A 22,588-nucleotide genomic window follows, 5' to 3' on the forward strand; every position below is an offset into this window, starting at 1 on the left:
TGGAAGCTGCGGGGCTTGTTATACTGGGAATACAAAGATGGAATGGAGAGATAGCATGAAAAAAAGCTTTGGCTATATTTTAATTGCGGTCGGTGTGCTAATAGCCATAAATGCCGCCAACCCCATGCGTTTTATTTCAGGAGAAGGATGGATATTTCGCTCGCAGAAAGTCCATGAGGAGCAATCGCTGGAGATCGGAGGAATCCGCAGCATACAGATCGAGTCGGGGAGTACCGATGTGGAGATCGCGCCCGGCAGCTCGGATCGGATACAGGTATGGCTGAGCGGCAAGGCAAGCGGGAAATATGCCGATAAGCTGCAGCTTAGCGTGGAGCCGCAGGGAGATATGGCCAGGATCGTAGTCGATATTCCCAATCAAACCGGCTTTGGCTTTCAGAAGCGCAGCCTGAATCTGCATGTCGAGGTACCGGAGGCCCAGTGGAAATCCCTGGCGGTGGAAAGCTCCAGCGGCGATATCCGGCTTGAGCAAGTGAAGGCGGATCAGCTGCGAGTGAAAGCGAGCAGCGGGGACCTTCATCTGGAGCAGCTGAAGGGAGAGAGGATTACGGCCATTGCTTCGAGCGGCGATATACGAGCGGTTGAGCTCGAGGCGACGACGGTCGATCTGCATACGAGCTCGGGCAATATTACAGCGGACCGTTATACGGCCGGCGAATTGAAGTTCGAGGCAACCAGCGGCGATGTGACGCTGATGGATGGGCAGGGGATCGTTTCGGGGCATACCACATCCGGAGGGATTCGGCTGGAGGCCGATGAATTGACCCGCCACACGGAGCTGAAGGGAACAAGCGGGGACGTCGTCGTGGCGCTTTCCAACAAACCGAAGTCCTTGAAGCTGGAGTACGGCAGCGGCTCCGGCGAAGGAAAGGTAGAATGGGAAGGCTTGTCTTACACCGTCAGACAGGAGGAAGGCAGGCGTATCGAGGGGACCTACGGTACAGGCGAGGTCAAGCTAAGTGTCCGTACCAGCTCGGGAGATTTCAAGCTGGAGAAGCGCTGACCGGACGGTCAACGCTTTTCTTCGGATTAGGCCCCCGAACGAGCGGCAGGACATATCCCGGAATAGAAAGCGGCATGAAAAAAGCACAAACCGGATCGGTTTGTGCCCGCGTCTTTTTGGCCGTGGCAAGGCGCAGCATTCAGCTAAGCTAGTGCTTCTTCAAAACCGGAAGCAGCTTCGAGCCTTGAACCATGGCCGAGCTGCATAACGGACAAAGCGGATCCTGCTCAAACGAAAAGCTGTCTCTCATCCAGCAGGAACAGCCCGCTTGACTGCATGTCCAAATGGCGGTCTCTTCCTGTGGAGTCGGTTCTGCGGATTTTTTGGAAAAATACATCGCACATTCCTCCTTGTCTTCTCATCCGGCTAAAAGTGAGCTTAAAAAGCGAAAAAGAACCGTCCCGTCTGGCACGGTTCTTCCTACGTTGGCGACAATTACAGCTTGATGACGTTCTCGGCTTGCGGGCCGCGGTTACCTTGTACAATGTTGAATTGTACGCGTTGGCCTTCATCAAGAGACTTGAAGCCGTCGCCTTGGATGGCGCTGAAATGTACGAATACATCCTTGCCGCCTTCTACTTCGATAAAGCCAAAGCCTTTCTCTGCGTTAAACCATTTCACTGTTCCTGTTTCCACTAGTAATTCCTCCTAAAGGTTAATGCCGTATGTAGAAAAAAAGTCACATCCGGTTCAGGTATTCCTTCTTGAAGTGAACACCCTATTTAAGATGTGAACTTATGGCTTCATCTATACGAATTAATTTATTATACCATGTAAGATGGTTCATAGCAATGCCAAGCTGTTCCAGCTTAGGGATAATCCGACTGGAGGAGCCAAGGGATCTCGATAGGGAGGGTCTCCTTTGCAACAAGATGTAGCAGCCCCAGGAGGAACGGTGTATACTTGAAGGGACAGCAGGAACTTGACATCTGCGAGCGGTAACCTGATGAAGCGGAATATGCAGAGGCGCGGATGACGGAGCATGAGAACCGTTCCCGCGTTTTTTGAGCCGTATCCGTTACCGGAGATGGCGGACGCCAAGGGCGAGCAAGTGATGCGTCGCGTGCCGCGTATGGAGATGAGCTTCGGAGGGTTAAACGCTATAGTAAAGCTGATGCTGAAGAGAGGTTGGAGAAGATATGAAGGCATGGGGAACAGCTCTGGTCTGCGCGCTGTTGTTCACGGGCATCGCATGGTGGATGCGGATGGAGAAGACGACGGCGCTGGATCAGGCGGTGAAGGAAGCGCTCGGCGGACAGGCTGGAGAGGAGCCAGGGGCCTTCCTGCTGGCGTTGAACGGCCTCGGCTCGACAGCCGTGTTCGGCGGAGTGACGCTTGTCGTTACGCTCCTTGCATGGCTGCTGCGGCTTCGGAAGGAAGCGGTGGCGATTATCGGCAGCGTACTGGCAGCCTGGCTGCTTAATACCGGCTTGAAGGTGTTGTTTGAGCGGGAGAGGCCCGTGCACGAGAGCTGGATAGCCGTGGACGGGTACAGCTTCCCTAGCGGTAATGCGATGATCGGTATGGCGCTTTATGGGATGTTAATTGTTGTGGTCTGGAACGTCGCCTACTCGGGCTGGGTCCGCTGGACAGCTGCCGGGGTCGGAACGCTGTTAATCGCTCTGATCGGGTATAGCCGGATCTACTTTGGCGTGCATTATGCCACCGATATCGCGGCGGGCTATGCAGCCGGATTATGCTGCGTGGCGGTCTTCACCGGCGCGCTGAATCTCTCAAGAGGCGTGAGCAGCCGTCGCCGACGCTCCTATCCGTCCTTTCCTTGAAAGCTGCCGATTCATAAAAGCGCGAAAGGACCGGGCGAGCAAGCGTACGCCGGGTCCTTTTCGTCATGGCTACTGGGGCTTATAGTGACCGAAGTCGACGGGGTTTCCGTTAATTTTGCGCAGCAGAGCGCCCGCGGGATCGATATGCAGGGAAAGCTCGCGGCCGGTCAGCCCGGCGTACTCGACACCGAGCGTATCTCCGGCGGCAAAGGCAGGCCGCTTGGCACTCCGCTCAGCGATAAACGCTTCGAAGCTGTCCAAGCCTAGGCCGCTCGCCTCGGCGGCATCGACCGCCTCGACGACGACGCCATTCGGCCTTCCCTCGCTGACGACGTTTACGCGGTCATCTGCTTCGCAGAGCCTGTACGGCTGAAGGAGATGGATCGCAAAGTAGACATTTGCGCAACGGCCGAATAAGGACTTCCCGTCCTGGCGCCATTCTCCCTTGGGCAGCACGCCGAGGATCCGGTTCGGCTCGCTGGCCGGGATAGGATACAGCGCGCATACGACGCTGCGGTCGAACAGCACTTCGGCATAGCCGGTTTGATGGCGCGGGTCGGTTGCCTGACCATCGTCCCCGTCCCGGGCCGAGTCATCGGCGGGGTGGTAGAAGTAGGCCTGGTTCACGCTATGCGCCGGTTCAGCCGAATCGAGCGGCAGCGTCACATCCCAGCGATGCTGCTCGTTATCGAACTCCTGCACGCGCTCCCAGATGCCTCCCACCGCATAGTGCTCAGTCAAGTAGGCATAGCTGTGCAGCTTACGGTCCGGGTCTGCGGCTGACCGCGGCACGGACTTGGCTACCTCAGCCGGCCGGGAGCGATCCAGCGCCAAGGCGAGAGCCGTCTCGGGAGCCGGGTAGAACAGAAAGCCCGCGTATTCGGTACGCGGCATCGCTTCAGGCAGCTTGAAGTCGCCGAATTGGACATAATCGAACAGGACGTTGCTGTCCTTGGGAATATCATGCGGCCAGCCGCGGGATTGGGCCCCGACCCACGTCCCCTTCAAATAAAAAAGAGCACGTTCGCACCAGAGATGATCCAGCATCTCGGCGAGCGTCTTTTTAATGGAAGGCTCCGCGATCAGCTCCCATGCGCAGGTGAACGCTTGGATCCAGTGCCAGAACCAGGGCAGAGCGCCGTACTCCACCATGCCATACCGGCGTACGAAGGAAAGGGTGGCTTCCAGGGAACGGATGCCGTCTTCCAGCAGCTCTTGGTCCTGATACCTGCTGCCCATAATCAGCTTGGTTGCCGTATACTTGGCTTCATGATGATTGAAGTTCTGCATCGGCACCCGGTAAAACCCGCTGCGGTACACATGCTCGAGCGCGTTCTCGAAGGCTGTGCGAAGCTCCGGCTCGAGCTCGGAGCTATAGCGTTCGAGGAAATATACCATAAGACTGCCCATCAGCTCGACGGGGAGCACATGGGGTCTCGCCTCCTGCGGAGAGGGGCGCAATCCCAGTGGCCAATGCCCGTACATGCCGCTGGCCGGGTCCTGATCCTGGAGGCGCAGCACAGCGAGCAGCACGGAGGAAGCTCTGGCCTTGGCTTCCTGGCGGCCTAGAGGGAGCTCCAGGCCGGGGTCGGCAGCGGCGGCGAACAGATAGGAGGCATAGTAGAAGTTATTGCGGATATCATCGTGAAACCATAGGCCCTCCCCTGCGTCGGGCAGCTTGGCTGCCTTCATGGCGACTTGGCGAATAATAGCAAGCTGCCGGCTTTTATAGGAAGCTGTCGTCATATGATCCTCCTTTAAACGTTTCAACTGTCGTGATCATTATACCTGATTTTGCCGGGCTTGGTCACGAACAAGAAGCGCCGAAGGCCGTCAGGAGGAAGAGGAGGAACACAAAATGCAGGATAAAATTGACAATGAAAATCGCTGTACTTTACAATCAAATTACAGATACCGGTACCACAGACTGATGTCTTTGGTCCCAGATGGTGGTGGAGGAACTGAACGCGAAACCGCTCTTCTCGGAGCATGAGCTGCACGAGCCGTTTATGAAGGCGATTGTCAACCATATGGATGAAGGTATTGTTGTGTACAACACAGCGGGCAAGCCGCTTTTTTATAACTATGCGGTACAGAGGCTGGGACTTGTAGAGGGGGAGCATGACGCCTGCGTCTATTACCATTCGGATGGCCAGACGCTGCTGGGCGAGGAAGAAAAACCGTTCCGGCGGGTGTTGGCAGGGCAGAGGGTTCAGGGGGAGGAGATTTGGGCTGTGCGCAAGGGCCGGCCTGTTGTCATTTTGCAGATTCGAGGATTTCCCGTGTATGGGGAAAGGGGGGAGTTACTGGGAGCGCTAATGCTCTTCGAGGATATTTCCAACCGGAAATGGGCGGAACAGCGCATGGAGGTTAGCGAGCAGCGGTACAAATCGCTGTTCGAGCATCATCCCGATATTGTGTGCTGGGTCGATTTGCAGGGCGTGCTCATCCAGACCAATGATGCGGCCCGGCACATATCGGGGTACGACCCCGAGCAGCTGCAGCGGAGAAGATTGTCTTCCTTGATTGCGGTGGAGGACCGGACAAGGGCCAGGGACCATTTCCATGCGGCCAGACAGGGGAAATCGCAAAGCTACGAGATTCGGGCGCTGCATCGGGACGGCAGGCGTCTGGATCTGCACGTGACCAATATCCCGATGTATGTGGGCGGGCAGATCGTCGGCATCTACATGGTGGCGAAGGACGTTAGCCAGGAGAAAAGAACGGAGTCGACGGCGCATTTTCTCGCCTTTCATGATCCGCTGACGGCGCTTCCTAACCGGCGCTCGTTCCACGAGCATCTGACCGAGCTGCTGGACAAGGCCAGAGTATGCGGTGACGAGGTGGCCGTCATGTTCCTGGATCTGGACCGGTTCAAGCTGATTAACGATACGCTCGGGCATGCGGCCGGAGACAGGCTGCTGCAGCTGATCTCTATGCGTCTTAAGCAGGGTCTGCACCGGAAGTATGAGCTGTTCCGTCTGGGAGGGGATGAGTTCACGGTGGTGCTTCCGTCCACCACCTGCGAGCAGGCGGCCGAGGTGGCCGGCCAGATCGTGCGGCTGCTGTCGGCGTCCTTCCCGATGGAGGACCATGAGCTCCATATTACGGCAAGTATAGGCATCAGTATGTTCCCTTGCGATGGGGACGATGTGGATGCGATGATCCGGCATGCCGATATGGCGATGTACCGGGCCAAGGAATATGGCAAGAACACCTACCAGTTCTACACATCCGATCTGAACGAGATTTCGCAGAAAAAGATGAGGCTGGAGAAGGAGCTGTTCCGTGCGCTGGAGCATGACGAGCTGACCTTGCATTACCAGCCTCAGTGTCAAGCGGGCGAGCTTGCGCTGACGGGCGTGGAGGCGCTTGTGCGCTGGCAGCATCCGGTAGAGGGCTTTATCCCGCCGTCGGAGTTCATTCCCTTCGCGGAAGAGACGGGATTGATCGTGCCTCTGGGCCGATGGGTGCTGCGTACGGTATGCGCCCGGCACATGCAGTGGCGGCAAGAAGGCTGCATCCCTGTAAAGATAGCCGTCAATCTATCGGTCCGGCAATTTCAGGACGAGGGACTGGTGGAGCTGGTGAAGGAGGCTCTGCATGAATCCGGGATGGAACCCGCTTATCTGGAGCTGGAGATCACGGAAAGCATCGCGATGATCAACTTCGATTATGTGAATACGAAGCTGACCCAGCTCAAGGAGCTCGGGGTGAGTATCGCCATCGATGATTTTGGGACAGGTTACAGCTCGCTAAGCTATTTGAAAAAATTCAGTATCGACAAGCTGAAGATCGATCAGTCATTCGTACGCGACCTGACCACCAATGAAGTGAATTACTCGATCGTCAAAGCGATCATTGCGATGGGCAAGAGCTTGAATGTCAGCCTGATCGCCGAAGGGGTCGAGACGGAAGTACAGATGCATAGGCTCAGAGAGTTGGGCTGCGAGCATATTCAGGGCTATTGGTACAGCAGGCCGCTGACGGCGGAGCAATTGCAGGAGCGTTTCCTGCAGAGGCGTGCTTCCTCGGGACAGCGCGAGCGAGAGCGATTGGACTGACGCCCCAGATGAGGGATCAGGCTGGTGGGAGGGGATGGCCGGGGGACACCCAGAGCCGTTGCTCACCTCAATTACGATAAACACAGGCGCGATGCGTCTGTGTTTATTTAACGTTAATTGGCTGGACTCAATATTTACATCCGGTTTACGGTCCGCTAATACAGGCATAAAACTTTTCCTTCATAGTAGAGAGTAAACAAACGAATGGAGAGTTTCCATGACCAAGGATCAGGTCTCGCAATTCGAAAAGAAAATGGTTATCCGTCCCATCGAAGCCAGGGATATTGATCCGATTATTGAGCTTCAGCATCTTTGTTTTCCTAATATGCATCCGTGGACCCGAGAGCAGATGGAGAGTCATATCCGGATTTTCCCCGAGGGACAAATCTGTGTGGAGCTGGATGGGGAGATTATCGGCTCGTGCTCGAGCCTGATCGTTCATTTCGAGGATTATCTGGAGCAGCATACGTATTCGGAGATTACCGATAAGGGCTACATCCGCAACCATAATCCGCGTGGCGAAAGCTTGTACGGCATGGAGGTGATGGTTCATCCGGCATACCGGCGCATGAAAATCGGAAGAAGGCTGTACGAGGCGCGCAAGCGGCTCGCGGAACGGCTCAATCTGAAGAGCATTCTCGTCGGCGGGCGCATTCCCGGCTACCATGCTTACAGCGGCAAGCTAACGCCCCGGGAGTATGCCGAGGAAGTGCTGCAGCAAAATATATACGATCCGGTGCTTACCTTTCAGATGATGAACGGGTTCACCCTGAAGCGGATCATTACCAATTACTTGTCCGACGACCAGGATTCGATGAACTATGCGGCGCTGCTGGAGTGGAACAATATCGATTACAAGCCCAGCAGCAGCAAGGTTCACTACAAGCTGTCCTTTCCGGTGCGGATCTGCGTGATTCAATACATGATGAAGAAGATCGATTCCTTCGAGGAGTTCGCGACCCAGTGCGAGCACTATGTCGATGTGGCGGCGGATTACAAATCGGACTTCGCCGTATTTCCCGAAAATGTGACGATGCAGCTGCTGTCGTTTCTGGAGGAGCGTTCCCCGAGCTCGGCCGTCCGCAAGCTTAGCACGTTCACTTCTCAATATGTCGAGTTGTTTACGGAGCTGGCGGTCAAGTACAACGTTAATATTATCGGGGGCTCGCACTTCGTCGAGCAGAACAACCGAATTTACAATGTGGGGCATTTATTCCGGAGGGACGGCACGATCGCACGGCAGTACAAGCTGCATATCTCGCCCAACGAGCGCAGATGGTGGGGCATCAACGGAGGCTCCAGGCTGGAGGTGTTCGATACCGATTGCGGCAAAATATCGATTCAGCTCAGCAGCGATATCGAATATCCGGAGATTTCGCGGATCGTGGCCGAGGAAGGGGCACAGCTGATCTTTGTACCTTTCTGCGCGGAGGACCGTCAAACCTTCCTTCGTGTCAAATACTGCGCGCAGGCGCGGGCGATCGAGAACCAGGTGTTTACGGTAACGTCGGGTACCGTGGGCAATCTGACGCATGTCGATAATGTGGATGTCCAATATGCGCAATCCGGCATCTATACGCCGGCGGATTTTTCCTTCCCGCGGGACGGGATAGCCGGCGAGTGCAGCGAGAACACGGAGACGGTCATCATGGCCGAGGTGGACATGGAAATTTTGCAGCGTCACCGCAAGTCCAAGGATGTCCTGACGTTCCGGGACCGGCGGACGGATATTTATTCCCTGCATATTCATTCCTAGACGAGGAGGCGGCCCGGATGACTCAACTAAGGGTAGCGGCGATGCAATACAGCCTGGAAGACCTCGGATCGGAGGGGCAGTTCTGGAACAGGCTGTCCCTCAGCATCCGGGAGGAGGCCGGGAAAGGGGCGGACCTGGTCGTATTTCCTGAGTATATGACCGCGCATTTGCTAAGCCTGCACCCGGCCATGACGCATGAAGAGGCGTGCTTGTATCTGGACGGCCGTACGGCTGAATATGTCCGTTTTTTCCGACAATGCAGCCGGGAGTATCAAGTGGGGATTCTCGGTGGGACGCATATCTGCAAGGATGCCGCAGGTTATGTCAACCGGGCATTCCTGTTCTTCCCGGACGGCCGGGTAGAGACGCAGGATAAGCTGCATGTGACGCCGGAGGAACGGAGCCTATGGTCCCTGGTTGAGGGAGACCGACTGAATATTATCGAGACGGAGTGGGGGAAGCTGGCGATTCTGACCTGCTACGACATCGAATTCCCCGAGCTGGGAAGGATGGCGGCTGACTCCGGAGCGGAACTGATCCTGTGTCCCTCTTATACGGATACCGCGTTCGGTTATCATCGCGTACGGCATTGCGCGCAGGCGAGGGCTGTGGAGAATCAGTTGTTCGTTGTGCTGAGCGGGATCGTAGGGGAACTGGAGGACCCGCGGCCCCAGATCGATCAGGGCTATGGTCTGGCAGGGGTCTTCACCCCTTGCGACTTTCCGTTCTATGAGCATGGGGTGCAGCAGGCCGGAGAGCTGAATCGGGGGATGGCGGTGCTGGCCGACATGGACTTCTCCGCGCTCTCGCGCAACCGCAAGCAGGGAGCCGTAGCGCCCTTCTTCGACCGCAGGCCGGGACTGTACGCCAGACATGGTCAAGCTATGGTGAGGGAGTGGTAACGATGGAATACGACACCTATGGGCGTCATGTGGCGGTCGATGCCTGGGGCATCGACTATGATAAGCTCAATGAGACCAACAGGCTTTCCCATCATATGGTGCAGGCAGCCGAGGCAGGCGGGGCTACGGTGCTTTCCTTTCAGGCCAAACAGTTCAAGCCGCAGGGAGCTACCGTGCTCGTGCTGCTGTCGGAAAGCCATATGTCCATCCATACGTATCCGGAGAAAGGATTCGCGGCGCTTGACTGCTACACCTGCGGTCAGGAGGTGGATCCGCAGGCCGCGATCGAGGCGATGCTGAGGTATCTGGAGCCGCAGGTGACCTCGCAGGTCAAGGTCGTCCGAGGCACAGGTCCGCTGGATGTGACGGTATCGCAGACGGCCAGCCTGGAAGGGCTCCCGACTTAGAGCCGAATCGCGAAGACAGAGGAATCAGGCAGGGCCCCAGCGCGAGCGGAATGCGCGGGGGCCCTTTCTGGGACTTCAGGCGTAATAGTGACGCATTTCCTCGGGAATACCGTTGCGGGCACACAGCTGCTCAATCGTCTCGCCGGGCTCCGGACGATCTCCGGCCGTAAGCAGTCTGACTGCGAAAACATTGGCTTGGCGCTCGAATTTGCCGGGATGGAAGAAGGTGTGCTCCTCCAAGAAGAAGCGGCTGATTCCCTTATGCAGCCGGTCATGTCCAAGCTCATGGGCACAGACGAACCGCTTCCACTCGTCGGTCAGCTTGTCGTGAATGACGATAAACCGGCGGCGCAGCTTCCGGTAGTAGATGCCCCGCGTCTGATCGCCCAGATCGTGAAACCTGATATGAATGCCAAGCTCCTGCGCGAGCCGGAACGGACAGTTGGTATGGTGCCGCTTGATCAGCCGCTGAATGATATCCTCCATGAACCCACGCTCCAATGCGTTGATAAGTCGCCCCCATTTAACGGGTTGAGTCGTTTTTGGGGTCGGCAACCTTCTTGCGCTTATTCATTTGCTTCGCTTCCCAGAACAGGCCGGTCAGCACGTCGAGCACGCGCTGGCGATCCCTCTCATTCATCGGAATCCCATCGAACATGACCTCGCCATCCTCTTCCAGCATCCGTTTAAAGTCACGCTTGTCCTTGGAAGTCGCCCACGCTGGCGCGGAATAGCCCGGCATCGGCTCGGTCAGGCCTCGTCCGAGCAAATAGTCGGTAGTCGTATGCAAAATATCAGCAATGCGCTGAAGGTCTTCGCTGGAAGGAATGACGCGGTCGTTCTCGATATGGCCAAAGTTGGAACGTCCCATGCCGATTTGCTCGGCTATGTCATGCTGTGTAAGGTCGTACTGCTTCCGCAGGTCGCGGATCCGGCTGCCCAGTGACATGGCTTGCCCTCCTGTACTAGAAGAATGGTATTTAAAATACTTGACGTTATTATAGATACCCCCTATAATGGGGAAACAAATACTGGAAAAGGGAAAACCTTCGCTGAAATGAGGGAAACGAGGGTAGAATGAATCTCCTTTGAGTATAGTGGGTAGCGATATTACTGTCAATGTGCAGATGAAAAAGGAATTATTCCGTTTATAATGGTATTTAAAATACCCATCAAGAGGAGGTAACAGAAATGAGTCCAGTCCTGGATAAGGAAAGCAAGACGACAGGGAAAGCTGCTTCTTCCCATTGGGTAGTCTTGAAGCTGAAGGATTATAAGCGTCTGGTCGGTCGCATGAGGTTTTTGGAGAAGCATCCGGTCGGCAACGGCTACTCCCTCCGCTCTATCCAGCAGGATGATAAGCTTCAAGACCTGCACCGCCAGCTGCGGGGGATGCCGTCCTCCCTGTACTTGACGGAGCGGGAGCAGAGGCTCGAAGCAACTGCTCATGCGTACCTGGAGCGATATCCCCTGGGAACCAAGAGCCAGCTACGCGAGGTTCAAGGACTTCAAGGCTCATCTGCAGGGGATGAGAGGCTGCTCCGGGAGCTGGAGGGTAAGATCCACAAGGTGCTGGAGGCCCGGATCGGCTATACGGCGGATGCGGGCGGTATTCAAGGCGTAATTGACCGCGTGAGCGAGCTGCAGGATCTGCAGAGGGAGGTCGAACTGATCGACCGCTCGCTCGACACGTTAGCCGAGTACAGGCCGGAATACAGCCGGCTGCTGCGTCTGCGTTACATCGAAGGACGTTCGGTCGATGAAGTGGCGGGCGAATTCTGTATCGCGCGCAAGACCTTCGACCGGTGGAGAGCGAAGGCGGTGGAGGAATATGCCAGGCTGGCTGGGGAATGAGCGGGCAGTTGTAGCCCTCTTCTCAAGTAAAGGACAGGCGGGGAAGAAAGGTGAAGGCCAGGCAAGCCTGGCCTTCACTGAGGGTACTGGAGGGTGACGGCGACGCCCCGGCCCGGCTTGTTTAACAGGCGGATGCGGGCGGCACTGCCGTATTGCAGCAGCAGCCGTTTGTTCGTATTTGTAAGCCCGACATGTCCGGGAAGCTCGGTCTCCTCCTGCAGAGCGGAGCGAAGCTGAAACAATCGCTGGGGTTCGATCCCCGGGCCGTCGTCGATGATCGTTACCTTCAGCAGCTGGCCTTCAAGTCGAGCCTTCACCTTGAGACGGAGGAACGGTCTGCTTTCCATTCCATATTGGATGCTGTTCTCGATGGACGGCTGAATGCTTAGCTTCAGCACCTGGCAAGCGTAAGCTTCCTCGGGAATATCCCAGATCACCTCAAACCGATCCTTGTACCGGAGCTGCTGGATGTCGAGATAGCTGCGGATATGGGCGATTTCTTCCTTCAGAGGGACCGACTTGACCGAGCTGTCGAGCGCGTATTGTAGAATGTCCGAGAGCAGAGCGATCATCTGGCAGCCCACATTATCCGACTTGGTCAGCTGAAATGTTTTCCAGTAGATGGAGTTCAGCGTGTTATAGAGAAAGTGCGGGTTAATCTGCGATTGCAGCGCTTTGAATTCGAAGGCCTGCATTTTGTAAAGGCGTTCCGACAGCTGAACCTGCAAATAATTTTGCTCCACGAACGTTTCGACGATGTTCATCATGATGAATTCATAAATATCCCGGACGCCTCCGGGCATTTGATGCGCCGGAGCCATCGAATCGGCCGACTCCAGAATCTGGATGATGCTGCCGAGCTGTCGGTAATTTTTGCGTGTGAGCAGCCAAGCGAGTGCCGCGCAGAGCAGGAGGCTTGCGACAGCCAGGATGCAGGTCGCCACGATCAGCGTCACGGGCAGCTTGTACATCGCCGAGCGCGGGACGATCGAGATGAGGTTCCAACCGAGCCGCGGCGTTTTTTTGACGGTCAAGTGGAAGCTGTCCTTATCCAGCTGGAGTATGCGTTCATCCTCGGGAAGCGGGATAGCGGCGAGCAGCTCCTCAGAGACGGCTCTGCCCGATTGCATGATCAGTTGGTCGCGGGCATCGGTAATGACGAATGAGCTTTGGGGCATTTCATTAAGTGCCTCATAGGTTTTCTCGAAGTAGCTCGGGATCATATTGACGACAATAACGCCGCCTTGACGAACCGCGCTTCGTGGCGATAGCCGCTTGTACAGGCTCACGACGCGGGTCGGTTGCTTCTCGAAGGCATACTGGCGAATATCCCGCACCTCGGTGGCAATCTCGACCGAGCCGGTTAACGCTTTATAACCCGCAAACCAGGCCTGGTCATAGAAATTATCCAGCCTGACGAGTCCTTCTCTGGAGCTGAGGAAGCGCTGCTTGTCGTTCTCGGAATAAATATAAATCGAGTGGATGTACGGTTTGGAGTATGCCGGAACATCGATAATATTTTTTAAATAAAACAGGGCTTCCAGGTTCTCATAAGATTGAGTGTCCGTGGAGAGCAGGCTGTCCAGCCGCATGGATATTTTCGCATCCCTGTCGAAGGACAAGCTGAGCGAGTCGACCTCGGCGGCCATAATCTGGATCAGCTCGTTGTACTGGTTCAGCATCGTTTCGTGCCTGCGCTCGGCGTCCAGTCGGATGTACCAGACCGAAATGAAAATCGCCATGGAGCCGAGCAGCAGCAGCGGGATGAGACAGGGAAGCAGCATGCTGAACAGATTGCGGATAAAGAACTTGCGCTTTAACGACGGGATGCGGATGTGCTTTTTATAATCGCTATTCATGTTTGAATTGGCCCGGCGTTTTTCCGTAATATTGCTTGAAGGAACGGATAAAGTTTTTCGGATTGACATAGCCGACCCGCTCGCTGATCTCGTACGCCTTCAGCTGGGTTTGCTTCAAGAGGCGGGCCGCGTTCTGCATGCGGGCTTCGAGCACCAGCTCGGAGAAGTTGCGACCGGTCTTCTTCTTATAGTAGGAGCTGATATAGCTGGCATTCATATGGACGAGCTCGGCGGCTTCCTGCAGCGTGGCCGTCCGGTAGTGCTCGCTTACATATTCGCTGATGCGGGCAATAACAGGATCCTCCGCTTCCGCCGTAATCTCGTGCGGTTGCGGCGGGGGGGGAGAGGATTCGGAGGCCGCCTCCAGCTCCTGACGAAGCTCTGTGAAGACGTCGACGATATCTTTATAGGTGGCGGGCTTGACCATATATTGGCGCACGCCGTACTGCATGGCCTGCCGGGCATATTCGAATTCGCGGTAGGCGCTGAGCAGAATAACGCGTGCCGGTAGTTGGCGTTCCACAAGGGTTTGGCAAAGCTCCAGCCCCGTCATTCCGGGCATTCGGATATCGCAGAGCACGGCATCGACCGGATGCTCCAGCATATATTGAAGCGCTTCCAGGCCGTCCCCCGCTTGATGAACGATGGTGAACCCGACCGATTCCCAAGGGAAGCAGTGGCATAAGGTATCCCGTGTATCATGCTCGTCATCGACAACAAGAAGCTTAAACATAGGCACCCTCCTTTCCCCGTCAGTATAGCAAATAATAGGGGGGAAGCCTACAGGATACCGCGCCCAAACGGACATAAATCCAAAATAATGATACCTTTTCGGGGAAATGCCAATATAATGAAACCGCTTTCTAAAATGGCGGTTCTTTTTAGCGTCGTCGATCTAGTGCTATGATTGAAAGCGTAGCCGGCAATAAGGCCGAATAGAAAAAGGGGGACAGATCCATGAACCACATGAAGAAAAAAGCTAAGCTCCTGGCCGCTGTACTGGCCGCCACAACTGCGCTCACCGCTTGCGGCGGGAATGGGAATAACGAAAGCCAGCCGTCGGGATCGACTGGAACGGGCAACAATGAATCCGCCTCCAAAGAGGTTACGCTCCGTTTCAGCTGGTGGGGCAACGATGCCCGGCACCAAGCGACGCTGAAGGCGATAGACGCTTATACCAAGCTCAATCCTAACGTCAAGATTGAAGCGGAGTATATGGGCTTTGACGGCTTCTACAAAAAGCTGCTGACCCAGTTTGCCGGAGGGACGGCACCGGACATTCTCCAGTATTCGTACGAATGGCATAACGATATGAACGATTTCCTGATGAATCTCAAGTCGGCTAAAGGACTGGATACGTCGGGGCTTGCACCGGATGTCATCCAAAACTTCGCCACCTATAAGGACAAGATGGTCATGATGCCGTCGGGCGCTTTCGCCGCCACGACCTTCTATAATCCAGCCTTCCTGGAGAAATTCGGCATACCGGCGGATACGGTATGGACCTGGGATAAGCTGCTGGAGGAGGGCAAGAAGGTTCACGCTCAGGACCCGAAGGCGTACTTGCTGACGGCGGATATCGACGTGTTGAATAAATTGATCCTGCAGCCGTATGTGGCCCAGCTTACCGGCAAGCGGTGGATTGAGGACAGCTTTGAGCCCGGGTTCGACGCAGCTCAGCTGCAGAAGGGTCTGGCTTACGTCGCAGAGCTGTACAAATCCGGGGTCATCGAGCCGTTCGGAGACAGCTCCGCATTCGTTGGAAAAATGGAGCAGAACCCCAAGTGGATCAAAGGCGAGATCGGCCTGCTGATCGATTATGTGCAAAGCTACGATAAATATAGACAGGCGGTGCCAGGCGGCAAGCTGGGCGTGAGCGCCTTCCCGATGACGCCTGGTGCGCCGATCTCGGGGAATCCCGTGGTAGCGGGTACCGGCTTCGCCGTCAATAAGAAGTCCGCTCAGGCTGACGAAGCGGTCAAGTTCATCAACTGGCTGACGAATGACAAAGAGGCTGCCCTGCTGCTCGAAACCCAGCGCGGTATACCGGCCGTCGCCACGGCTCGCAAGGCGCTCGAGGATGGGGGCAAGCTTGACCCGAACATTACGAAGGGTCTGGATTATGCGAACAAGGTCAAGGCGATCGCCCCGAATATCATCAGTACCAATACGGAGCTGGCCCAAGCCGTCAAGGATACGCTGCAGAAGCTGATCTACCAGAAGGTAACTCCGGAGCAAGGCGCCGAGGAGATCATGAAGGAGCTCGGCGGCAAGCTTAAGGAATTGAAAGCGAAATAATGTCCCCGTCTGTCTGAGGAGCGCGGTCCTGCCGGCCGCGCTCTTATCGGCTAATGGTCCCTTGTCAGGATGCGGGAGAAAGGAAGGATCCTCTTGAAGCGCATAACGATTCGCCCCGCCGTGTGGGGGCTGCTGTTTATTTCTCCCTGGTTGATCGGCTTTGCCTGGTTCCAGCTGTATCCGCTGATTTTATCCTTATACTATTCGTTTACCGATTATTCGATCGTGAAGGAACCCAAGTTTGTCGGGCTGAAAAACTATGTGACGATGTTCACCAACGATAAAGACTTTTTCCCATCGTTACGCGCAACCTTCGTCTATGCGGTGATCGCCGTTCCAGCCAAGCTGGCTTTTGCTCTGCTGGTGGCGCTCATTTTGAATATGAAAGGGAAGTTTATCAATCTGTACCGGACAGTCTACTATCTGCCCTCGATCCTGGGCGGTAGTGTAGCGATCTCGATTCTGTGGCGCTTCCTGTTCATGAGGGAGGGCATCGTCAATCAGGCGCTGTCGTACCTGCATATTCCTGCTGTCGATTGGCTGGGCAGCCCTTCCGTCGCCCTGTGGACGATCAGCTTTCTCGTCGTCTGGCAATTTGGCTCCTCGATGGTGCTCTTTCTGGCGGGGCTAAAGCAGATTCCGATGGATCTGTACGAAGCCGCCATGGTCGACGGAGGCGGGAAGCTTCGGATGTTCATCTCGATTACGATTCCGATGCTGACTCCTATTATCTTGTTCAATCTGGTCATGCAGACGATCGGGGCGCTGCAGGAATTTACGGCCGCCTTCGTCGTGACCAATGGCGGGCCGATGAAGTCCACGTATCTGATCGGCTTGAAAATTTACGACGATGCGTTCCAATCGCTCAAGATGGGCTATGCGTCGGCGCTGTCCTGGGTGCTGTTCGCCATCATCCTGGTGCTGACCTTGATCATCTTCCGCTCGTCCAAGTCGTGGGTCCATTATGAAGACGGGGGGAGAAGCTAATGCCGGCATATGGAAAAGAACCGACCCTGGCCTGGCGGCTGGTCAAAAACGGCCTGCTTGCTCTCTTCGGCCTGCTGATGATTTACCCGCTGATCTGGCTGTTCTTCAGCTCGTTCAAGACGAACGCTGACTTATTCGGCTCGCTGGGGCTGCTGCCCAAGACCTTCGTCTGGGATGCTTACGGCAAAGGCTGGGCGGGCACCGGCCAGTATTCCTACGCGGTATTCTTCACGAATACGCTGTTGATGGTCGTGCCGACCGTCGTGTTTACCGTCATCTCCAGCGCCGTCGTGGCCTACGGCTTCGCCCGGTTCCGTTTCCCGCTGCAGGGGCCGCTGTTCGCGCTGATGATCTCGACGCTGATGCTGCCGCATGCCGTCATTATTATCCCGCGGTACCTAATCTTCCGGGACATGGGCTGGCTGGACAGCTACTTGCCGTTCATCGTGCCTGCCGTGTTCGCCTGCTATCCGTTTTTCATCTTCATGATGGTGCAATTTTTCCGGGGCCTGCCGCGTGAGCTGGACGAATCGGCCGTGGTGGACGGGTGCAACCCGCTGACGATCCTGACGCGAATCTTGCTGCCTCTGTGCAAGCCTGCACTTTTCTCTGCAGCTATCTTCCAGTTCATCTGGACCTGGAATGATTTCTTCAACTCTTTAATCTTCATTAATAGCGTGAAGAAGTACACCGTGTCGCTGGCTCTTCGGATGACTATCGATTCCACGGGAGGCACGGTGGAGTGGAATCAGATTATGGCGATGTCGGTGCTGGCCGTCCTGCCGCCGGTGCTTATCTTTTTCTTCTTCCAGCGATACTTTGTCGAGGGGATTGCAACGACCGGGATCAAGGGATAAGGTCAATTGAAAGAGGGAGCCGGGGACGCTATGGGCCCGCGGCTCCTTCGCGCATGCCGGGGCATCCGGCGACGTGCTGCATCTAGGGATCATGGGGCGAACAGTATGGCCGGAAAGCGGATGGAGCTCGGACTACTGGAATCGAGGATCAGGCACCTAGTTTGTGAAAGGAGAGAGGGAAGTATGAAACAACCGCAAACACGCAGGCCCAATGTGATCGTATTCTTCACCGACCAGCAGCGCTGGGATACGACCGGCCTGCATGGCAATCCGCTCGGGCTTACACCGAATTTCGACAGATGGGCGCTGGAGGGCACCCACCTGTACAACACGTTCACCTGCCAGCCGGTCTGCGGACCGGCAAGGGCCAGCCTGCAGACCGGACGCTATGCCACGGACATCGGCTGCTACCGCAACGGCATCCCGCTGCCACAGGGGAGCCGCACGCTGGCGCATGAGTTTAACGACATGGACTACGCGACCGCCTACATCGGCAAGTGGCATCTTGCGGCGACCCGAACAGAGCCGGTGCCGGAGTCTCTGCGCGGAGGCTACAAGTACTGGCTGGCCGCCGACTCGCTGGAGCATACGTCGGATGCGTACGATACCGTACTGTTCGACGGAGCGAATCGCCGGGTCAAGCTGCCCGGCTACCGGGTCGATGCGCTGACCGATGCAGCCATCCGGTATATCGATGAGCAGCGGGAGCAGGAGGAGCCGTTCTTCCTGTTCTTGTCCTATCTGGAGCCGCATCATCAGAACCGGAGGGACGATTACCCGGCGCCGCTAGGCCAGGAGGATCGTTACGTCTCAAGATGGACGCCCCCGGATCTGGCGGAGCTGGGAGGAACGTCCCAGCGGCATCTGCCCGGCTACTATGCGATGGTCAAGCGGCTGGACGAAGCGCTGGGCCGGGTGATGGACGCGCTAGTCAGCCTGGACCTGGCCGAGGATACGATCGTGCTGTTCACCACGGATCACGGCTGCCACTTCAAGACGCGCAACGGCGAATACAAGCGCTCCTGCCACGAGAGCTCCATCCGCATCCCGGCCGCCGTCTGGGGTCCGGGGTTTAACGGGGGCGGCCGGATCACGGAGCTGGTCAGCCTGCTCGATCTGCCGCCGACGCTGATCGAGGCAGCGGGTGGCACCGCGCCTGCCGCGATGCAGGGCCGCTCGCTGCTGCCGCTTGTCCGGCGGGAGCCGGTGGACTGGCCGCAGGAGCGGCTGGTGCAGATCAGCGAAGCCCAGGTCGGCCGCGCGATCCGCACGAAGCGCTGGAAGTACAGCGTCTCCGCGCCGCATCGGGATGCGATCGCCGACAGCGGAAGCGACCGGTACTTAGAGGAGTTCCTGTACGATCTGCAAGCCGACCCGTGGGAGCTGAACAATCTCATCGGCAGCGCAGCGCACCGCGAGGTGAAGCAGTCGCTGCGCGAGCGGTTGATTCGCAGGATGACGGAGGCGGGGGAGCCGGCGCCGGTCATCGAGCCTGCGGCTGAGCAGCCGATGGGGCAGCTTGAGCTGACGCCACGTGATAGGGTGAAAGGGTAAGTGGGGGTACAGCTTAACAAGATAACTTTCTATATCCTTCGGGTTATTGAAGTATAGAACCAATTGAAAGCAGCTGTATGGAACGCTCTCCTGATTCTGAGGGGACGTTTTTTTTGATTGCAGATTCAGAAGGCCATAACTAAACCGGAGAGAAGGACTGAGCAGTAGACCGCTCTACCGAGCATCGTAAATCGGAAGGAGCGAGAATTCACGGTCTTGCCCTTCTTGAACTTTGTCAATGGATTATACAGGCGATGTACCGTCAAGCATTGGCGCCATTTCAAAGGAAACTGGCTGGAGGCGTTCAAGAGCGTTTTTTGGCGTGGGGTGGGTAAGGCATTTTTTGATCCGTGCGGCCAAGCAAATAATCGATGCTCGTTTGATGGAAATCGGCCAATGCAATTAAAAGCGCTGTCGGAATATCCAACTTCCCTCGCTCGTAATCGCTGTAGGTTCGCTGCTTGCAATTCAGATACTCGCACAGTTTCTCTTGTGATAAATCCTTATCTTCACGCATGTTTCGTATTCGTTCATAGACCACAGGAACTCACCTCAAGATGAGTATAATTCAGTGGATAATCCACTATTTACTTTCAGTGTGTTATACACTAGAATTTCTTGTATGCGCCCTGTTTATTACAGGAAAATCCTTTTGGAGTAGGTGTGAATTGGGGCGAAACGCCCGCTTGCGAGAATCTGAAGACATCTGCTGTCCCAATCGGTAGGATTAAAGACTCTTCCAAAGCGACGGTTTTTTGGAATCGGACAAAGGAGATGGTTGCAACGCATTCTATCAAAATGGCAGCTCTGATTGTCCTTTATCTGAAACGAGAACGGTTGGGGCTGACCTATGAAGATATCCCTACCTTGGCGGATGAATTTGCGCGATACATTTCGAATTTCCAGCGAATCGAAGCGGAGGTCATTCTGGAAGCCAACACAACGCTGTGGAACAAGGGTGGACACAGAGCGCTCGGACAGTTATCGGTGCAGCAATTGCTGGACATTATGGAGGCCGCACAGCATGCGAGCGTAGACCAGCCTTTTGTGGATGAGCTATACAAGGAGCTGAGGCGCAAGCTAAGGCCAGAACAGGGTTGAATAGCAGGGGAGTCGGTAAATAACCCTGTACGGCTGCTTGTTCGGCCGGCCATCAACCGTCTGCAAAAGGGGCTACTAACAAGGCGGTATGACCCGTAATCCGAAGGAGGACACCTATAGCATCATGAAAGGAGCAAATGAACTTCTAAAACATATTGAATGCGTCCGCAGAGAACTGAATGAGCAAGCGCTACGCTATGGCCTTCAAAGCCATATGGTGCTTGAAAAATCAAGGGAATTGGATCAACTGCTAAATGCCTATCAATCCGCAGAATCCGGGGCACACATGGATTCAAGCCGGAGATCACTATAATTTTTAGGGGGATTGCCGCAGAGATGCCCGATTTTGAGAGAAGAGCGAGAACATGAGGCCACTCATTTTCCACAACTCCGAGTGTGAAGCTTTCTATTACCAAATGTTAGCGGAGTGTCGCTGTACCAACAGCTATCACCGAGCATTGTTTTACACACTGGGCCTATCGAAGGATACCAGCACCCATATTTAAGAATTGTTCGACTTTTCCGATGGTTGAATCAAGTCGTAAGGGCTGTCTGCTTCCTGGAAAACTGGAGGTTCCATCCGCATCTGTCGAACTCCAGTCACTAATTCTCATGCCGAGCGGACCCGGTGATTCAAGTCAGTGGGATACATGAAAGAAACGGATCGCCATGATCGGGGGAGGAGCAGATATGAAGGAGAAGCAGCCGCAGCCGGGTTACTCCGGCGGTGGGAAACCAACAGGACTGGATGGCGGCAATAACTCAACAGAAAACCACCCCACACGCGAGATGTAGATGGAAAGAAGCCTGTATATCGTGCAATGTCGCTATATCGGCACTGAAACGCTCGACGATAAGATCGAACTTCTTGTTTTACGAAGGTGGGAGGTCGAAGCTTTCAGGAGCCGATGAAACAGGAAGGGAATCTGCGTAGGTTCCCTTTTCTCATGGACGTGTGACACCATGCTTGCTGCTTCAGAAATTCGGTATAGAATGGAGTAAGTTCTTGAAGGGTCAACCGACAATAGGCTGACTGAAGAAGACATAATCTCTGACTGGATACCGAATCCTTTATTGGGGAATTGGAAAAAATAACCAGTATGATGTCTGGTTTAGTGTTGACAATCCACGCTTGTTTTAATTATAAATGCCCGAATCTGGAATACCGGTACCCGGCTGATGGAGCGTAAGGCTGCTGCTGAGGATGATGAGCATAAGGCTGGTACGCATTGGTTTGAGGCTGCACGCAGTTCTGCCGGTGATAAGCAGAAGGGTGGTGCGTCTGGCCAGCCGAGGGGTTGGCGTGATGGGGCATATTCGTCTTGCTGCCCTGGACCTGGCTGGATGGGCAGCCGCTGGGCGGTCCGATGACGATCGTTTCCCGGATCGGGGCGAGTGCCTCGGCCACCTTGGTCTCATCCAGGCAGTACGAGCGGGCAAGTACCGACGGTGGCGTCAGCCTCAGAATATCCGAGCCGAAGATGGCCTCCGGCGTAGGGGCATCAAAGACCGCAAGCAGGTGCGTATGGTCCACCGACGCGATTTCATAGTGCCACCAGCCCTGCGGAACATTGGCCACCTGGCCCGGCTTGATCGGAATGTTCAGCAGCTCGTTCGTAAACGGATTGATCAGCGACACGACAGCAGCGCCTGCGATGCAGTACACCAGCTCGGAGGCGTTCTGATGGATATGCGGCTCTACAATATTACCGGCGCTGAGGTAAATATCCAGCAGCGAGTTGTTGCCCAAGGTGTTCAGCTGCTGGATGCCGAGCTGATGAATATAGTTTCGGTCGTCCTTTTTGTAAAACACTTTGTTGCTCAGATCGAAAAAGAACTGTGTGGCTGGCGACGTGTAATCCATGTAGGAAATCATGCTTCATCTTCCTGCCCTTCTGTACGGCTTGCCGGATGTCCTTGCTCACAGGACTATACTATGCGGATGCCCAGAAGTGGGTGAATCGCGTCTATGCTGCGCTTGGCCGCAAGCGATGGCAAGAGGGTGACGCGCGCATGACGCATCTCTGTCCCAGGGATGGCCCTGGGAAGTCGCAAAACGCCGGAAAAGCCGTGTTATTATGATAACGTGGGAAAGATGGATAAGAGATGAATGAAGACGACGGTTCCGGATCGGGGGCCGTCGT

Annotated in this window: 23 protein-coding genes; 14 read left to right on the forward strand and 9 right to left on the reverse strand. The window is 55.5% G+C overall.

Annotated elements, in window-relative coordinates:
* The first annotated feature begins 55 nt into the window (after positions 1–55).
* The gene (locus tag GSF01_RS17175; protein ID WP_159886158.1) at positions 56–1,021 is read left to right on the forward strand and encodes a DUF4097 family beta strand repeat-containing protein; all 966 of its coding nucleotides are present in this window, start codon (positions 56–58) and stop codon (positions 1,019–1,021) included.
* A 148-nt stretch (positions 1,022–1,169) separates the two neighbouring features.
* On the opposite strand, the gene GSF01_RS17180 is transcribed toward GSF01_RS17175, so the two are convergent.
* Complete coding sequence (locus GSF01_RS17180) at positions 1,170–1,358, reverse strand: cold-shock protein (protein WP_159886160.1); 189 nt, start codon at positions 1,356–1,358, stop codon at positions 1,170–1,172.
* Between the two features lie 98 nt (positions 1,359–1,456).
* Complete coding sequence (locus GSF01_RS17185; RefSeq protein ID WP_072332883.1) at positions 1,457–1,657, reverse strand: cold-shock protein; 201 nt, start codon at positions 1,655–1,657, stop codon at positions 1,457–1,459.
* Between the two features lie 503 nt (positions 1,658–2,160).
* Here GSF01_RS17185 and GSF01_RS17190 point away from each other — a divergent pair.
* Positions 2,161–2,805, forward strand: coding sequence for a phosphatase PAP2 family protein (locus GSF01_RS17190; protein WP_159886161.1), 645 nt, complete (start codon positions 2,161–2,163; stop codon positions 2,803–2,805).
* A gap of 69 nt (positions 2,806–2,874) precedes the next feature.
* On the opposite strand, the gene GSF01_RS17195 is transcribed toward GSF01_RS17190, so the two are convergent.
* Entirely contained in the window at positions 2,875–4,551 is a 1,677-nt protein-coding gene (locus tag GSF01_RS17195) for a hypothetical protein (RefSeq protein ID WP_159886162.1), read from the reverse strand.
* Positions 4,552–4,751: 200 nt separating this feature from the next.
* Here GSF01_RS17195 and GSF01_RS17200 point away from each other — a divergent pair, with 200 nt between their 5' ends.
* The 4 genes from GSF01_RS17200 (at position 4,752) to speD (ending at position 9,934) form a co-directional block, all read left to right on the forward strand.
* Positions 4,752–6,869 (forward strand): EAL domain-containing protein, encoded by a 2,118-nt coding sequence (locus GSF01_RS17200; protein WP_159886163.1) that lies wholly within the window; start codon positions 4,752–4,754, stop codon positions 6,867–6,869.
* Positions 6,870–7,086: 217 nt separating this feature from the next.
* Entirely contained in the window at positions 7,087–8,625 is a 1,539-nt protein-coding gene (locus GSF01_RS17205; protein ID WP_159886164.1) for a bifunctional GNAT family N-acetyltransferase/carbon-nitrogen hydrolase family protein, read from the forward strand.
* 17 nt (positions 8,626–8,642) lie between these two features.
* Entirely contained in the window at positions 8,643–9,527 is an 885-nt protein-coding gene (locus GSF01_RS17210) for a carbon-nitrogen hydrolase family protein (RefSeq protein WP_159886165.1), read from the forward strand.
* Positions 9,528–9,529: 2 nt separating this feature from the next.
* Positions 9,530–9,934, forward strand: coding sequence for an adenosylmethionine decarboxylase (speD, locus tag GSF01_RS17215; RefSeq protein ID WP_159886166.1), 405 nt, complete (start codon positions 9,530–9,532; stop codon positions 9,932–9,934).
* 75 nt (positions 9,935–10,009) lie between these two features.
* Here the strand turns inward: speD and GSF01_RS17220 are convergent, their stop codons facing one another.
* Positions 10,010–10,420 carry an ImmA/IrrE family metallo-endopeptidase gene (locus tag GSF01_RS17220; protein ID WP_159886167.1) on the reverse strand — a complete coding sequence of 137 codons (411 nt, stop codon included), beginning with the start codon at positions 10,418–10,420 and terminating at the stop codon, positions 10,010–10,012.
* Between the two features lie 37 nt (positions 10,421–10,457).
* Positions 10,458–10,883, reverse strand: a complete 426-nt coding sequence (locus GSF01_RS17225; RefSeq protein ID WP_159886169.1) for a helix-turn-helix domain-containing protein — start codon at positions 10,881–10,883, stop codon at positions 10,458–10,460.
* Positions 10,884–11,125: 242 nt separating this feature from the next.
* Here GSF01_RS17225 and GSF01_RS17230 point away from each other — a divergent pair, with 242 nt between their 5' ends.
* The gene (locus GSF01_RS17230) at positions 11,126–11,788 is read left to right on the forward strand and encodes an ECF-type sigma factor (protein ID WP_159886171.1); all 663 of its coding nucleotides are present in this window, start codon (positions 11,126–11,128) and stop codon (positions 11,786–11,788) included.
* A 74-nt stretch (positions 11,789–11,862) separates the two neighbouring features.
* Here GSF01_RS17230 and GSF01_RS17235 read toward each other — a convergent pair whose 3' ends face one another.
* Both GSF01_RS17235 and GSF01_RS17240 read right to left on the reverse strand, forming a co-directional pair.
* A complete protein-coding gene (locus tag GSF01_RS17235; RefSeq protein WP_159886173.1) occupies positions 11,863–13,716 on the reverse strand; it encodes a sensor histidine kinase in 1,854 nt (617 codons plus the stop codon).
* On the reverse strand, positions 13,640–14,380 hold the full coding sequence (locus tag GSF01_RS17240; RefSeq protein WP_159886175.1) for a response regulator transcription factor: 741 nt from the start codon (positions 14,378–14,380) through the stop codon (positions 13,640–13,642). The genes GSF01_RS17235 and GSF01_RS17240 overlap by 77 nt, the downstream gene beginning before the upstream one ends.
* Before the next feature lie 224 nt (positions 14,381–14,604).
* Here GSF01_RS17240 and GSF01_RS17245 point away from each other — a divergent pair, with 224 nt between their 5' ends.
* The 4 genes from GSF01_RS17245 to GSF01_RS17260 all read left to right on the forward strand — a co-directional run bounded on the left by GSF01_RS17245 (position 14,605) and on the right by GSF01_RS17260 (position 19,343).
* Complete coding sequence (locus tag GSF01_RS17245; protein WP_159886177.1) at positions 14,605–15,945, forward strand: ABC transporter substrate-binding protein; 1,341 nt, start codon at positions 14,605–14,607, stop codon at positions 15,943–15,945.
* A 93-nt stretch (positions 15,946–16,038) separates the two neighbouring features.
* Entirely contained in the window at positions 16,039–16,932 is an 894-nt protein-coding gene (locus GSF01_RS17250; protein ID WP_235941564.1) for a carbohydrate ABC transporter permease, read from the forward strand.
* Positions 16,932–17,789: a carbohydrate ABC transporter permease gene (locus tag GSF01_RS17255; protein ID WP_159886181.1), complete on the forward strand. Its 858-nt coding sequence runs from the start codon at positions 16,932–16,934 to the stop codon at positions 17,787–17,789. The genes GSF01_RS17250 and GSF01_RS17255 overlap by 1 nt, the downstream gene beginning before the upstream one ends.
* A 183-nt stretch (positions 17,790–17,972) precedes the next feature.
* On the forward strand, positions 17,973–19,343 hold the full coding sequence (locus GSF01_RS17260; protein WP_159886183.1) for a sulfatase-like hydrolase/transferase: 1,371 nt from the start codon (positions 17,973–17,975) through the stop codon (positions 19,341–19,343).
* A gap of 304 nt (positions 19,344–19,647) precedes the next feature.
* Here GSF01_RS17260 and GSF01_RS17265 read toward each other — a convergent pair whose 3' ends face one another.
* On the reverse strand, positions 19,648–19,884 hold the full coding sequence (locus GSF01_RS17265) for a helix-turn-helix domain-containing protein (protein WP_235941565.1): 237 nt from the start codon (positions 19,882–19,884) through the stop codon (positions 19,648–19,650).
* 233 nt (positions 19,885–20,117) lie between these two features.
* On the opposite strand from GSF01_RS17265, the gene GSF01_RS17270 reads away from it, so the two are divergent.
* The 3 genes from GSF01_RS17270 to GSF01_RS30395 all read left to right on the forward strand — a co-directional run bounded on the left by GSF01_RS17270 (position 20,118) and on the right by GSF01_RS30395 (position 20,950).
* Complete coding sequence (locus GSF01_RS17270) at positions 20,118–20,444, forward strand: hypothetical protein (RefSeq protein ID WP_159886185.1); 327 nt, start codon at positions 20,118–20,120, stop codon at positions 20,442–20,444.
* 124 nt (positions 20,445–20,568) lie between these two features.
* Positions 20,569–20,757: an aspartyl-phosphate phosphatase Spo0E family protein gene (locus GSF01_RS17275; protein WP_159886187.1), complete on the forward strand. Its 189-nt coding sequence runs from the start codon at positions 20,569–20,571 to the stop codon at positions 20,755–20,757.
* Between the two features lie 52 nt (positions 20,758–20,809).
* Complete coding sequence (locus GSF01_RS30395) at positions 20,810–20,950, forward strand: DUF6075 family protein (protein ID WP_407945773.1); 141 nt, start codon at positions 20,810–20,812, stop codon at positions 20,948–20,950.
* Between the two features lie 635 nt (positions 20,951–21,585).
* Here the strand turns inward: GSF01_RS30395 and GSF01_RS17280 are convergent.
* Entirely contained in the window at positions 21,586–22,320 is a 735-nt protein-coding gene (locus GSF01_RS17280) for a cupin domain-containing protein (RefSeq protein ID WP_159886189.1), read from the reverse strand.
* Positions 22,321–22,588: the final 268 nt, after the last annotated feature.

Origin of the sequence: Paenibacillus puerhi (genome assembly GCF_009846885.1) — a bacterium.
Classification (GTDB): Bacteria; Bacillota; Bacilli; order Paenibacillales; family NBRC-103111; genus Paenibacillus_G; species Paenibacillus_G puerhi.